Annotated in this window: 14 protein-coding genes, 1 pseudogene and 1 riboswitch; of the genes and pseudogenes, 5 read left to right on the top strand and 10 right to left on the bottom strand. The window is 39.3% G+C overall.

The window, feature by feature from the left end; translation table 11 throughout:
• Positions 1-32 precede the first annotated feature (32 nt).
• The 7 genes from queE to OSO01_RS11065 all read right to left on the bottom strand — a co-directional run bounded on the left by queE (position 33) and on the right by OSO01_RS11065 (position 5188).
• Positions 33-761 (bottom strand): 7-carboxy-7-deazaguanine synthase QueE, encoded by a 729-nt coding sequence (gene queE / locus OSO01_RS11095; protein ID WP_186813639.1) that lies wholly within the window; start codon positions 759-761, stop codon positions 33-35.
• Entirely contained in the window at positions 754-1221 is a 468-nt protein-coding gene (gene queD / locus OSO01_RS11090) for a 6-carboxytetrahydropterin synthase QueD (protein ID WP_147210491.1), read from the bottom strand. The genes queE and queD overlap by 8 nt, the downstream gene beginning before the upstream one ends.
• Positions 1221-1895 carry a 7-cyano-7-deazaguanine synthase QueC gene (gene queC, locus OSO01_RS11085; RefSeq protein WP_147210490.1) on the bottom strand — a complete coding sequence of 225 codons (675 nt, stop codon included), beginning with the start codon at positions 1893-1895 and terminating at the stop codon, positions 1221-1223. Before queC ends, queD begins: the two co-directional genes overlap by 1 nt.
• Before the next feature lie 82 nt (positions 1896-1977).
• A riboswitch (PreQ1 riboswitch) is annotated at positions 1978-2023 on the bottom strand.
• A 260-nt stretch (positions 2024-2283) separates the two neighbouring features.
• Positions 2284-2757 carry a thioesterase family protein gene (locus tag OSO01_RS11080; protein ID WP_147210489.1) on the bottom strand — a complete coding sequence of 158 codons (474 nt, stop codon included), beginning with the start codon at positions 2755-2757 and terminating at the stop codon, positions 2284-2286.
• Positions 2744-3712, bottom strand: a complete 969-nt coding sequence (locus OSO01_RS11075; protein ID WP_147210488.1) for a 3-hydroxyacyl-CoA dehydrogenase NAD-binding domain-containing protein — start codon at positions 3710-3712, stop codon at positions 2744-2746. The genes OSO01_RS11080 and OSO01_RS11075 overlap by 14 nt, the downstream gene beginning before the upstream one ends.
• A 10-nt stretch (positions 3713-3722) precedes the next feature.
• Positions 3723-4607 carry a beta-keto acid cleavage family enzyme gene (locus tag OSO01_RS11070; RefSeq protein WP_147210487.1) on the bottom strand — a complete coding sequence of 295 codons (885 nt, stop codon included), beginning with the start codon at positions 4605-4607 and terminating at the stop codon, positions 3723-3725.
• Positions 4604-5188 carry a GbsR/MarR family transcriptional regulator gene (locus tag OSO01_RS11065; RefSeq protein ID WP_186813638.1) on the bottom strand — a complete coding sequence of 195 codons (585 nt, stop codon included), beginning with the start codon at positions 5186-5188 and terminating at the stop codon, positions 4604-4606. Before OSO01_RS11065 ends, OSO01_RS11070 begins: the two co-directional genes overlap by 4 nt.
• A gap of 260 nt (positions 5189-5448) precedes the next feature.
• Here OSO01_RS11065 and OSO01_RS11060 point away from each other — a divergent pair, with 260 nt between their 5' ends.
• The 5 genes from OSO01_RS11060 (at position 5449) to OSO01_RS11040 (ending at position 10720) form a co-directional block, all read left to right on the top strand.
• Positions 5449-6597, top strand: coding sequence for a betaine/proline/choline family ABC transporter ATP-binding protein (locus tag OSO01_RS11060; RefSeq protein ID WP_147210486.1), 1149 nt, complete (start codon positions 5449-5451; stop codon positions 6595-6597).
• Between the two features lie 18 nt (positions 6598-6615).
• Positions 6616-7257: an ABC transporter permease gene (locus tag OSO01_RS11055; protein WP_156987526.1), complete on the top strand. Its 642-nt coding sequence runs from the start codon at positions 6616-6618 to the stop codon at positions 7255-7257.
• A 238-nt stretch (positions 7258-7495) separates the two neighbouring features.
• Positions 7496-8404: an osmoprotectant ABC transporter substrate-binding protein gene (locus OSO01_RS11050; protein WP_147210485.1), complete on the top strand. Its 909-nt coding sequence runs from the start codon at positions 7496-7498 to the stop codon at positions 8402-8404.
• Positions 8404-9048 (top strand): ABC transporter permease, encoded by a 645-nt coding sequence (locus OSO01_RS11045; protein ID WP_077601435.1) that lies wholly within the window; start codon positions 8404-8406, stop codon positions 9046-9048. The genes OSO01_RS11050 and OSO01_RS11045 overlap by 1 nt, the downstream gene beginning before the upstream one ends.
• Before the next feature lie 286 nt (positions 9049-9334).
• Positions 9335-10720, top strand: coding sequence for an FAD-binding oxidoreductase (locus OSO01_RS11040; RefSeq protein WP_147210484.1), 1386 nt, complete (start codon positions 9335-9337; stop codon positions 10718-10720).
• Between the two features lie 415 nt (positions 10721-11135).
• Here the strand turns inward: OSO01_RS11040 and OSO01_RS11035 are convergent.
• The 3 genes and pseudogenes from OSO01_RS11035 to OSO01_RS11025 form a co-directional block, all read right to left on the bottom strand.
• Positions 11136-11366, bottom strand: a pseudogene (locus OSO01_RS11035) (DUF6930 domain-containing protein); the annotation flags it as partial.
• Positions 11367-11411: 45 nt separating this feature from the next.
• Positions 11412-11756 (bottom strand): DUF7309 domain-containing protein, encoded by a 345-nt coding sequence (locus tag OSO01_RS11030; protein ID WP_147210482.1) that lies wholly within the window; start codon positions 11754-11756, stop codon positions 11412-11414.
• A 184-nt stretch (positions 11757-11940) separates the two neighbouring features.
• Positions 11941-13815: a serine hydrolase domain-containing protein gene (locus OSO01_RS11025; RefSeq protein WP_186813636.1), complete on the bottom strand. Its 1875-nt coding sequence runs from the start codon at positions 13813-13815 to the stop codon at positions 11941-11943.
• Between the last annotated feature and the right edge of the window lie 186 nt (positions 13816-14001).

Below are 14001 nucleotides of genomic sequence, written 5' to 3'. Positions count from 1 at the left end.
TATATTATTATCCGTGAAATTCCCTTTTTTTACTACACCCCACGTTTATTTCCCCAAACTAACGCATGCACCTGCGGCAGAACACGAACCCGATTCAACACTGTAGATGCCACTACTTCATTAATTAGCCATTCATACTTATTTAATAAATGCCGGGATAATTGCTGCGGCTCTGCTTCCTCTAAATCATCATTTCCTACCTGCATGAAAAAAGCAAGCTCCGGATAGCGCTGATGTACTTTTTCAGCATAATGAAGATCTTCTTTATCAAAAATTACAACCTTTAAGCTGGTATGTTTTAATCGTTCATTTGCTTTAAGTTGATGGATGATATCATCAAGCTTCTCCCAGTTTGTTTTCATATTAGAGCTTGGCGGTTTTGGAGAAATGGTCAGATCATCAATTCTTACAAACCAATCCTGATAACTACTCCCCTGTGTTTCCAGGGCGACCTCGATATTATTTTTCTGTAGCAAATCGATCAGGTTATCAATAGCAGATAACAAAGCTGGATTCCCGCCTGAAATCGTCACATGATCAAATTGATTGCCGCCTATTTCTTTCAGCCGCTGCCAAATCTCTTCACTCGTCATCTGAACAATATCTTCTTTGGCGCTTCCATCCCATGTAAATGAGGAATCGCACCATGCACATCGATAATCACATCCAGCTGTCCTTACAAACATCGTCTTACGTCCCACTACCATTCCTTCCCCTTGAATCGTAGGTCCGAATATCTCTAAAACAGGTATTTTACGCATGATAAATCCACTCCCGTCTGGCCTCAGCATAACTCGTCGGCGTTTCAAACAGCCGGACAAGTTCTACTTTACAATCGTTAGGCAGGTCACGGATTGCTTCTTCCATTTGTTCAAAAATCCAGACGACCATATTTTCTGCAGTTGTATTCATTTTTGGTAATGTTTCATTTAAATAACGATGATCTAAAAATACTTCAATCTTGTCCTTCCAAATCTTTTTTATATCGGAGAAATCAATAACTAAGCCGTTTTCATCAACAAAACCGCTGATACCGAATATAACTTTATAGGTATGCCCGTGAAGATTTTTACACTTTCCCTCATAACAATGAAGATGGTGTGCCGCATCGAATGTAAATTCTTTACTTACCATTACTCGTTTTTGATGGTAGGCTAAATGCTCTCTTTGAATATCTTCATCCAGTTTTTGCAGTTCTTCAACAATACGAAACCCGAACATTATTGATTCACCTCCTGCCTTCTTGCCAGATATTGATCTAACCCTCGCTGGCGCAATTGGCATGCCGGACACTCTCCGCACCCGGCCCCTCTTATTCCGTTATAGCAGGTTAGTGTTCTCTCTCTGATATAATCGAAGACTTGCAGCCCGTCCGCCATTTCCCATGTTTCTGCTTTGTCCAGCCACATTAATGGAGTGTGAATAACAAAATCTTCGTCCATTGACAAATTTAATGTGACATTTAAAGACTTAGTAAAGATATCACGGCAATCCGGATATCCGCTAAAATCTGTCTCACATACACCGGTAATAATATGCTTTGCATTGATTTGCTTAGCTAAAATTGCTGCAAATGAAAGAAACAGTAAATTTCTTCCCGGGACAAATGTATTTGGTAATTTTCCTTCCTCTTCGGCATTTTCCACTTCTATATCCGCCCTTGTCAGAGCATTAGGAGCTAATTGATTCAGTAATGACATATCCAGGATATGATGTCTCAACCCTTGCTCTTCAGCAATTTCCCTGGCGACTTCAATCTCCAGGCTATGACGTTGATTGTAATCAAAGGTCACTAATTCCACATGCTCAAACTTTTCTAATGCCCAAAATAAGCAGGTAGTGCTATCCTGGCCACCGCTAAATACAACTACTGCGCGCTTATTATTTTTTCCCATAAAAAAATCCCCTTTCCAATCTGAAAAAGAGAATCCTATACACCCAGAAAATATAAAAAACCATACCTAAGGCTCGGTATGGTTATCCTTAGTTTTTTATAGAGGGTGTTAGCTAGAACCTCTTCTACTTCGTTTCGTAGATTTTATTAATGTTGATTACAAATGGCAGTATAACATATTTTTCCTGATGATGTTACCATTTTTACAAATGTTGAATTATTTTTCAACAGCTAATACAGTCTTACAGCGAATGATATCTGTTCTTTCGGGTATAGCAAATGCTCCCTTTATCATCTGAGAGAATTTTAATTATTTCTCTGTTCACAATAAAGGGAGTATATATTACCTATGACAATACAAATATTTTTGTTTCAATCAAAAGTATATGTTATTTTTTCTCACGAATACCCATAAGTGTATTCGCTCCAGTAGGCCAATTCTCTTTTGGCAATCTAGGAAATTGATTAATCCGCACATCAACTGTATCTGGAAACGGCGCAGGGCGCCCTGATATCTGGTCCATTCCCATTACCATCTGTTCACTGGTTGCCACAGTCGTATTTTCTTCATTTTTCATTTCAAACCAAAGATGCATACGCTTTTCATCCTTGTTCAAAACAGTAACATTTGTATGCAGTTCTTCATTTTCATGTGCTTCTTTTAAATATTTAATATGCGCTTCCAGGGTAAATATAGTATAAGCGTTTGCTTTTCTTCCTTCTTCATCGAGTCCAATTTCATCCATCAAGGCATCCAGGCTGCGGCTGAAAATCAAAGCATAATATGCATCATTCAAATGGCCATTATAATCTACCCATTCGGGCAATACACGGCCATTCCATATTTGCTTACTTTCTATCATAGGAAAGCAGCCTTTCTGCCGGCCAGAAACCTTCTTCCTCTAAAAGCCCCATCAGTTTAATCAAGAAGCGGTCACGACGATGCTCCAGATCTTCAATTGGTACATCTCCGCTTTGCTCTGCAGTTCCTGAAATAACTTTTTCACTTAATTCTTCGGTCAATTCTGGGGCTACCAAGCGAGTCCACGGAAGCTTCAAAGCAGGACCAAACTGTTCAAGCATGTGCTTCATACCATCTTTACCACCAGCTAAATGAAGTGTCAAAAATGGTCCCATCAAAGCCCAGCGCAGACCAGGTCCATACACAATCGCCTTATCCACTTCTTCAGTTGTGGCAACGCCATCGTTGACAATATGAAGACCTTCACGCCAAATTGCTTCCATAAGCCGGTCACCAATATGACCATCAATTTCGCCTTTCATCACAAGCGGCTTCATATTCATGCTTTCATACATTTTTTCTGCTTTTTCCATGTAACTTCTTTCTGTTTGTTTGCCTCCAGCTATTTCTACCAGCGGTATTAAGTAAACTGGATTAAATGGATGTGCAACAATAACGCGTTCTGGATGGTGAGCACAGTCCTCCTGCAGTACTGAAGGCATATAACCGGAGGTACTGGATGCAATAATCGCTGTTGGTTTAGCTGCGGCATCGACTTGTGCCAATACCTTTTTCTTCAACGCTTCCTGTTCTGGGACGTTTTCTTGTATCAAATCAGCTTCTTTTACAGCTTCTTCTAAGGTGTCATAAAAGCTGAGATTTTCCTTCGCTGCTTCATCACTTATTCCAAATTCTTCTAATGTTGTCCAAATTTCATCTATCATTTTTTCTGTTTTTTCTTTCGCGCCAGGAGCCGGATCAAAAGCATTGACTTTATGACCACTTGCTAAAAAGCGGGCAATCCAGCCATTGCCGATAACTCCAGTTCCTAAAACTGCCATTGTTTTTTGTGCCATAGTTCACCTCTTAAGAATTAAATGTTTTCAGATTCAAATGCTCTCTCGCTTCTGCCGCTGTCATCGGCTCAAGTTTCACACTGTTTAAAATATTGACAGCTTGATCTACCAGCTGTTCATTTGTACCAAGTACACCTTTTTCTAAATATAGATTGTCTTCTAATCCAACACGGACATTCCCGCCAAGCAAAGCAGCCTGTGCAACAATCGGCAGCTGCATGCGGCCAATACCGAACGCCGACCAGTGGGATCCCCCGACAATACGTCTTTTCATATATTCGATTGTTTCTGAATCAGCATCAGCGCCCCATGGAATCCCAAGACAAAACTGATACATTGGTGTTCCTTCCACCAGCCCTTCAGAAATTAGTTGGTTGGCAAGGCGGATATGACCTGTATCAAATACTTCCATTTCGGCTTTTACACCACTCTCTTTAATCAGCTCGGCATGCTCGCGAAGCCAGTCTTCCGGTCCTAAATAAACCTGGTTACCAAAGTTCAGGCTGCCGCAATCCAATGTTGTGAGCTCCGGAAGCAATTTACCGACAGGCTCATGCCGCTCCTTCGGGGTCTGGATATCTGTCCCTGGCCCTCCTTGTGTCGGATTTTGAAGGTCAGGAACAAAATCTCCGCCCCCGCCAGCAGTAATATTAATAATCACATCTGTATCGGATTCACGAATTCGTTCTACAGTCTCTTTAAAAAGCTCTACATCGTGACTGAGCTTACCAGTCTTTGGGTCACGAACATGAATATGTGCAATTGCAGCACCTGCTTTTGCTGATTCAATAGCAGATTCCGCAATTTCTTTTGGTGTAACCGGGACATGTCTGCTTTTTTTTGTTGTATCTCCTGCACCAGTCAGTGCCGCAGTGATGATTCGTTTATTTTTCATTTTGTGCTTCCTCCTTCTTGTTCTGAGGAGACGATGGGTACATGGTTAAAAATCTCGCCACTTTCAAAAAATGCAACAAGATTATCAATCCAATTATAATAAGCATTCCATTCATCCAATTCCTGCTGTAATCTCTCCATTCGAACCTTTACATCTTCAGAAGAATCCTCCGTCAAGAAAGTTTCTAAATGACGAATTTGTTCTCTGAGACGGCGTTCTAAACTAGTATTACGTTTTACAACCTCTGACCAGTTACTTGTAAATAAGGAAATAAACGTCTGGGCATAGTCCCGTTCCACATTGTAATGATCCTTACGGCTGCCTTTAACGTATTCTTTCTCAGCGATATTAAGTGAAATCATCTGTCTCATGACTTGGCTCATTCTTGTTTTACTCATACCTGTTTCATCAGCCAATGAATCTAATGTCATCGCCTCTCGGTTCATATAAATAATGCCAAGCAAACGGCCGACTGTTGAAGATACGCCGAAAGTTTCCATATTATCCGCAATTCGATCTGTGAGAAGATCCTCGCAGGATTTAATTTCTTGAAGCAATTGATCGTTTGAAAATGATGCCATCGTCAAGCCCCCTTTTTCCTGTATATGTGCCACTTTAACATGAATCAAACAAAAATGAAAAAAGCAGATACTGTAGAAAACAGTCGTAAAATAAAGAAATTCTAAGATAAACCCTTCTGTATACTTTGTAAAGTTTAAATTGCACAGATTTTACGGTTTAAATCGCTATTTTCGGATTTTCATTTTTACCTGACTGTTTATTATACTGAGTAAGTCTGAAAGTTAGTTTTTTAACGGAATAAGCAATGGAGGTGCTTTGGATGCTAGAGTTTAAAGAAGTAACAAAACAGTTCGAAGGGAACGACTATCCTTCTGTTCATAAACTGAACCTAAAAATAGAACGTGGAGAGTTTGTCGTTTTTATTGGACCAAGCGGCTGTGGAAAAACAACAACAATGAAAATGATTAATAGGTTAATTGAGCCTTCCAGCGGAGAAATTCTTGTGGACGGAGTAAATGTTCTCAAGCAGAATGCTGTCCAGCTGCGACGATCCATTGGATATGTTATTCAGCAAATCGGATTAATGCCCCATATGACTGTAGGAGAAAATATATCTCTTGTAGGATCCCTTTTAAAATGGAATAAGGAAAAACAACAGAAACGGGCAAAAGAACTTATTTCTTTAGTTGACCTTCCAGAGGAATATTTAAATCGTTATCCTCATGAACTAAGCGGTGGACAGCAGCAGCGAATTGGTGTGCTGAGAGCTTTGGCTGTGAATCCTCCATTAATTTTAATGGACGAACCTTTTGGGGCACTAGACCCAATTACCCGTGACAGTTTACAGGAAGAGTTTAAAAAGCTTCAAAGGGAAATGGATAAAACAATCGTTTTTGTAACGCATGATATGGATGAAGCAATAAAACTCGCTGATAAGATCGTTATTATGAATAAGGGGGAAATCGTTCAAGCCGGTACCCCAGATGATATTCTGCGTCATCCAGCTAACGAATTTGTAGAAGACTTTATTGGAAAAGACCGGTTATTAGAAAGTCGCCCGGAGGTAACACGGGTCGAACAGATTATGAATCCGAATCCAATTACGATAGAAGAAGAAAGCAGTCTGAAAGAAGCGATTCAGAAAATGCATGCAAAGCGTGTGGACTCTCTGCTTGTAGTTGATGAGTCAGGAATTTTAAAAGGCTACGTCGATATCGAAATGATCGATTCAAATTATAAAAAGAAAAACCAGGTCTATGAAGTAATGGATACTGCAAAATATGCCGTTGATAAAAACAGCCTGCTCCGGGATACGATGTATCGTATGCTTCGCAGTGGCAGCAGTTACGTACCAGTTGTGACAGATAATAATAAGCTGGCGGGAATTGTAACAAGAGCAACACTTGCAGATATGGTATACAACACCATCTGGGGTGATGAAACGGCAGAAGGCAGTGCAATTGAATAATAAAGGAGGCAGCAGAGCATGCAGACAATGATGGATACACTCTCATCATATGGATGGGATTTGTTAGATAAAACGGGAGAGCATTTATACATCTCTATCGCCGCTATTGTTTTAGGCGTACTGGTTGCTGTTCCGCTGGGGATTTTACTGACACGGATACCAAGTAAAGCAGCAGACCGGTTTATATCTTTCGTAGGAATTTTGCAAACCGTCCCGAGTTTAGCTATTTTAGCTTTTTTAATGCCTTTTCTGGGCGTAGGCGTTGTACCTGCGATTATTGCTTTGTTTATTTATTCTGTACTCCCCATACTTAGAAATACGTACACCGGTGTTATGGAAGTAAATACAAGTTTAAAAGAAGCAGGAAAAGGCATGGGAATGAGTACCTTTGAGATTATTCGAAAAGTTGAACTGCCGCTGGCTTTACCTGTCATTATGTCCGGCATACGATTTGCAACAGTTTACCTGATTGGTTGGGCCACACTGGCAGCATTTATCGGCGGCGGCGGTTTAGGTGATCTCATTTTCGATGGTCTGAATCTGTATAAACCTGAACTTATTGTTCTCGGTACGGTTCCGGCAACGATTTTAGCTTTAATTGCTAATGGGTTATTATCACTCCTTGAAAAAGGATTAACGCCTAAAGCCTTGATAAAGTGAAACTTTATTCAGTGAGGTTTTTCTTAGCATTTCCCACTGACGTAAGGAACAAAGGCTAAGTTCGCGACATCGTGTCGCAACGCCTTTGTGACCTACATCCTGTAGCCCCGAACCAATCGGGCCGTTACTGGCTGTTTGATCTCCCACCTAGAAATTTCGAGTTTTCTCTATGTTAGGAGTGGGAGTCTTACAGCCAGCTACACTGTGAGAAAAACTGTATAAAAAGGAAGGATAATATATGAAGAAATTATTGCTGGTTCCCCTTCTTTCGGCACTTCTCCTTTCAGGATGCGCACTGCCTGGTCTCAGCGGTCCTTCAGAAAGTACCGTTCGAATTGCAACCTTAGATACGGTAGAATCCGAAATATGGGGCAATATTCTATCTCAGATGATCGAGCACTATACTGATTTAGATACGGAGTTAGTAACAAATTTAGGATCAACTATGGTCCTGCACCAAGCAATGATGCAGGATGAAGTAGATATTACCGCTACCAGATATACCGGCACAGATATTGCAGGTGTCTTAAATTATGAAGATATTACAGACCCTGAGGAAGCAATGGAAATTGTCCAGCGGGAATTTGACGAAAAATTTAACCAGACATGGGGCGACTCCTACGGTTTTGAAAACAGTTATACCATTTCCGTTACACAGGAATTTGCAGATGAAAATGGAATTACACACGTAGATGATCTAAAGCCCTTCGCTGATGATATGAATTTTGGAGTGGATAACGCATGGGTAAATCGTTCAGGTGACGGCTATGAAGCTTTTACAGAGACACACTTTGCTTTTGGTAATGTTTATCCAATGGCAATTGGTCTAGTGTATGAAGCTGCGGCATCTGGGAATATGGATGCGGTACTTGGCTATTCCTCAGACGGAAGAATTGCCGCTTACGATTTAAAAGTACTGGACGATGACTTCTTCCCTCCTTATGATGCTTCTCCTGTAGCAAGAAATGAAATCCTGGAGAAAAATCCAGAGATTAAAGAAGTAATGGACAAGCTGAGCGACACAGTAACAACAGAAAATATGCAGGAAATGAACTACCAAGGTGACGTGGAATTAGTCAGCCCGGCAGCCATTGCCCGCGACTTCCTGGAAGAAAACAACTACTTCGAAGATAAGGAGGGCAAATAATGAGCATCTGGGAACAATTTACAACATACGTATCTCAAAATGGTTTTTACATTTGGACAGAATTTTACCGTCACTTTTTAATGGCTGCCTACGGTGTTCTTTTCGCTTCCATTGTTTCCATCCCAATTGGTGTTTTGATTGCCAGATATGGTAAGCTGAGCGGATGGGTGCTGACACTTGGAAGCATCATTCAAACCATTCCTGTATTAGGATTTATGGCTATTACCATGGTTGCGATGGGACTTGGAACAACAACCGTCATTACAACCGTTTTTTTCTATTCCCTATTGCCCATCATTCAAAATACCTATGTTGGAATAACCGGGGTCGACCAAACAGTGAAGGAAGCTGCTTATGCTTCTGGAATGACACGATTCCAACTGTTGTTCAAAGTAGAATTACCTCTAGCAGTCAGCGTTATGATGGCAGGAATCCGTACAGCACTTGTTGTCGGCATCGGTGTTGTAGCAATCGGAACGTTTGTTGGCGCAGGAGGTCTCGGCTCCATCATTGTACGAGGTACAAATGCAACGGATGGAACAGCTATTATTTTAGCTGGTGCTGTCCCTACAGCCTTGATGGCAATTGCAGCAGATTTAATTATGGGTAAAATCGAAAGAATGTTAAATCCGGTAAAGAATTAAGATAAGTAAAATGATAGGACCCTTTTAGTTAATATATAATTAGTTTTATTAATTATTAGACAGATACGAAAAATACCACCTGCTTAGTAAAATAAGCAAGTGGTATTTTGTTGTTTTAAATTATTCACTCCCCCTCTACGAGAAATTATCTTGTCAAAACTTAAAATTCTTTTACAATTATTGAATTAATTTGAAAAGCAATTATAATGAATATAATATATTAAAGTATATATTTACTTTATATTCAAAATAATTTTCCATTCTAACGAAGGAAAGGAGCAAAAATATGGAACAAGTTATACAAGCATTAAGCACAAAATTATCAAGTGATCAAATATCCTCAAATGACACAGTGAAAGAACTACATAGTAAAGATGAAACCTATCATCAGACAAGCCTGCCTGATGTCGTCGTGTTTCCAAAATCAACAGAGGAAGTTTCGTTTATCATGGAGGTCGCCCAGAAATTTCAAACTCCGGTAACCCCTTTTGGAGTTGGTACCAGTTTAGAAGGACATGTTATCCCTTACCAAAACGGGCTTACGATTGATTTTTCATTAATGAATCAGATTCTGGAAATAAAAGAAAGTGATTTGCTTGTAAAAGTTCAGCCGGGAGTGACAAGAGAACAGCTGAATAAAGAGTTAAAAAAGTACGGTCTTTTTTTCACTGTAGACCCTGGTGCAAATGCAACTCTTGGTGGAATGGCAGCAACAAATGCAAGCGGTACCACAACTGTGAAATATGGGGTTATGCGTGATCAGGTTCGTGATATGGAAGTTGTGCTTGCAGATGGAAGTGTTATTCATACAGGAAACCTGGCAGCAAAATCCTCTTCTGGCTATCATTTAAACGGGCTTTTTATTGGTTCTGAAGGCACACTTGGCTGTTTTACCGAACTTACACTTCAGGTTTATGGAATACCGGAGCATATTGTTGCTGCCCGTGCTACTTTTCCAAGTCTTACTAACGCAATTGAAGCCGTAACCTCTATTTTACATGCAGGAATTCCAATCGCGAGAGTTGAGTTTGTTGATGAAGCTTCTGTAACACAAATTAATAAATTCAATGAGACAAATTATCCTATAAAGCCCACACTTTTCTTAGAATTTCACGGAAATGCATCTGGGTTGCAAGAAGATCTCGCATTTTCACAGGAGATTATGCAGGATCACGGCTGTGATAATTTCAGCTCGGAAACAGATAACGCTGCCCGCAACCATTTATGGGATGCCCGGCACAATCTAGCATATGCTTATATTCATGGTCATGTTGGTAAAAAAATGATGCTGACAGATGTTGCTGTTCCAATTTCTGAACTGGCAAATTCCGTGATTTATGCGGGTGAAGAATTAGAAAAGCTGAATATTCCTGGAGGCATTTTAGGACATGTCGGGGACGGAAATTTCCATTCATTAATTATGATCGATATGGAAAATGAAGAAGAAGTAAAAAAAGCAAAGCAATTTAATGAAAAAATTGTACGCTACGCATTAGAGCGCGGCGGAACCTGTACTGGTGAACACGGTGTAGGTATCGGAAAAAAACCTTATCAACGCCTGGAGCACGGTGCAGCACTTGATGTTATGGTAAATATTAAAAAAGCTTTAGATCCAAATAACATCCTAAATCCTGCTAAAATCGTAGATGTTGATAATAGAGTTAATCAATAAAAACATTTAAATCCGTTGAACTAGCACTCATAAAAACAGCTGAACGATCGTTCCAGCTGTTTTTTTATAGATACCCGGCGCACGCATTAAAGTATTCATCCGGTTGGAGGTTTACGTACAAGCCCCAATATACCTGCGGTGATACAAAAGAAAGCTCCGATAATCGTTAAGGATATTTCTATGGATCTTTTTATATGAGCTAAAAATTAAAAGCTGTAGAAAAACATCCCTTCATTATTTTCATGTTACACGTCAATGAAAAGGAGGCTTCTTTATTTCTATAATTAACAGCTGTTATTCTTTATCTAAAATGGACCTTCCTCAGACACCATCATCTCAACAAACTGTTCCACATCTTCCAGCTCCTCTATTTTTATTAAAGGAATAGATAGTCTGTCAAAGAGTGGTTCTCCATTTACCGCAAAAAATCATCGAACATATAAACAGCTTTCGGTAAAACTTTTATTTTATCAAGAAGTTGGTAGATTGCCTGCTGAACACCTTCTGTATCGTAAACAGATTCTATTAAATCATAATGTAATACTTCCTCCGTTCCCCTATCAATAAGAACAAGAATATACGGGATAAAAGGTCTTGATTCAGGAGTTTTCTGAACTGGTTCGTTCATTTGAATAAAGGCCAGCTCTACTTCATTCCCATTTGCAGGCTATATTTTTTTCTTTGTCCGCCGTCACTCCAGTTCAGATATATCCAGCTTCAAAACAGGGTTCTGCAGAGCTTTTTCAATCAGCTCATCCATTGATAAAAGAGTTAATTCCCCATTTTCCTGAATAACAAGCAGGTTCTCTCCAAAGCTCGGAACCTTTTCAGACAGGTTTTCCGTATCAGAAAGAAAAGTATTCAACTTTAATTGAATATCCTTTAAAAGAAGGCTTTCTTCCTGGTTAATCATCCACGGCAATTGATCCGGTATCATGCTGACAAAAGGAGGCCATTGATATTTTCCGCGGTATTTTCTTCCGAGACATTTTATTAATTCATATTCTTCTCTATCCAAATCCTCCTGATTATCCAAAACTCAATTCTAACATTATTTTTCTTTGGACAAGATGCAAATATTTGATAGTATCTATCTCTTTCATAACGGGCATCAATTTTATTTTTGCAGATTGGAATTTCTTACCAGACAAATAAAAATAAGAGAATAAGCATGAACATAAATGCCTCTTCTCTTATTTACAGAAAACCGTTTAATGGGTTTATGAATACATCTGCCAAATAAACAGCCAGGCAATAAACAGTATGCTGCTGATACAGGTCAACAGATATCCGCCCTTCTGCCATTTCGATAACGGAGCTTTTTTCCAATATATAATTACCATAACAAGAGAAATCAAACTGGTTATAGTGAAACAATAAGTCCCTATAAAATGAAGAAACAACTCTGAATATGCCCGCATTGGATTAGCCAGCATCCGTACTATCAATAGTGCTATATTAACTGTCAAGGCTGTCCCTGAAAGCATCACCGCCCAGTTCCATTTCGCAGCAGCTGTTGTTTTATTCTTTCTTCTCCTTCGAAAAAATGCCAGCACTATTAAAACAAAAGGAGAAATCAGGAAGTACACTACAGACCAAATAAATAATACTAAGCTTACAAGCAGAAACGATTTACTTTTATCCATAGACACATAATCAGCATACACCGTTGAAATTTGCTCTGCTTCTCCATCATTCACATGAAAATACATAACATTGTTTTGTATAAAGATATCATTTCCGCTTTTCAACTTATATACATAAGGACTCGTTTGCATATAAGTTGCTTTAAAACCCGCCAGATCCAATTCAATCTCATTATCATTTATTGGCTCAACATGTAATGGAGCAAGATATGCATAAAGATTCATGAAACCATCATAAGTTCGGCGTGCAGTAAGGTAAGACCCTTCTACGTCAGAGGCTGGAGGAAGGTTTTCCTGTACTGCCTGATCTCCCCTCCCTACTAATTCATCTATCAGCCCAATTGAAAGATCTGTTTCATCAGCCTGATTAGTTAAAACAATAATAGCAAACTGATCCTCCGGAACTATCTGCATATTGCTGGAATAAGCAACTGTATTTCCACCATGCATCAGCCCTCTATACTCCCCGTCATATTCCCAAAAACCGTGAGCAAGTCCCGGGACGCCCTCCTTTGGAGAATAGCTTGTTGAAAATAGTTCAAAAAGTGTCCCCTTTTCCTGAAATAAAGAAGTATTTTCCGATTCAGGCGGCATCAAAGCCTGTACAAATTCCGCTAAATCTATCGCTGTTCCATTAATCCCTCCGCTTGGATACATGGAAATATAAAAAGGCTGTGATTCTGTAAAATTAGCACTATCCCCAGTTAAGTAACCCTTTCCTTTATGAAGCGCAATGTCTTGATTATCCTCAACAGGCAAATGCATAGTGGAATGATTCATTCCCAATTCTTCAAAAATATGCTCATCTACATATTCATAAAAAGGCTGTCCGGTAATTCCTTCGATAATATAAGCTGCTAAAGAAGTAGAATAATTAGAATAAGCAACAACCTTCCCAGGCTTATAGACCTGCTTCGGCTCTGCTAATTTCAAAGATTCCTCCAAAGACACCAGATGTTCTGGAGAGTCAAATAATAAATCAAAAATATACTCTTCAAAGCCCGCATTATGATGCATTAAGTTTAACATGGTAATGGGCTGCTCATCAAAATTTAATTTAGTCAGAAAATCTTCCGGCAAATAGCTGCGGATGTCCTCCTCCAAATCCAATTCTCCTTGTTCAGCAAGCTGCATGGCTGAGACCCAGACAAATAATTTGGCAATAGATCCCCACTCCAAAACTGTTATCTCTGGATCCATCGGGATTTGATTTTCTATATCTGAAAAACCATAACCTTTGGACAGGACAATCTGATTATCTTTAATAGCTATAATTACTGCACCTGCCACAGTATTTCCTATGTATTCCTCTGCATAATCGTCTACAAACTCTTCCAGTTCTTCAATCGGGATACCAGATGGTGTTGTATTTTCTGCTGCTGAAAAAGTATTCGGAAAACATAAGCTTAATAAAAGTATATGGAGAAAAAAACAGCTTCTTTTTATCATTCTGTTACCCTTCTCTCTTCTTTTCATATACAATTTCTGTATTCATCATACCATTAAAGAGATATTTTTACAGATATTATTTAAAAATTCTAATAACTTTTAAATATTTTGATATTCTCACTCTCTGTTTTTAGGGAGGAGTTTTTAATGGTTCTCCATTTAACATCCATCAAAAGGCAGATGCTT

This window comes from Oceanobacillus sojae, assembly GCF_007991515.1.
Lineage (GTDB): Bacteria > Bacillota > Bacilli > Bacillales > Amphibacillaceae > Oceanobacillus > Oceanobacillus sojae.
Note: the sequence above shows the minus strand (reverse complement) of the source record. Positions and strands in the feature narration are given on the sequence as shown.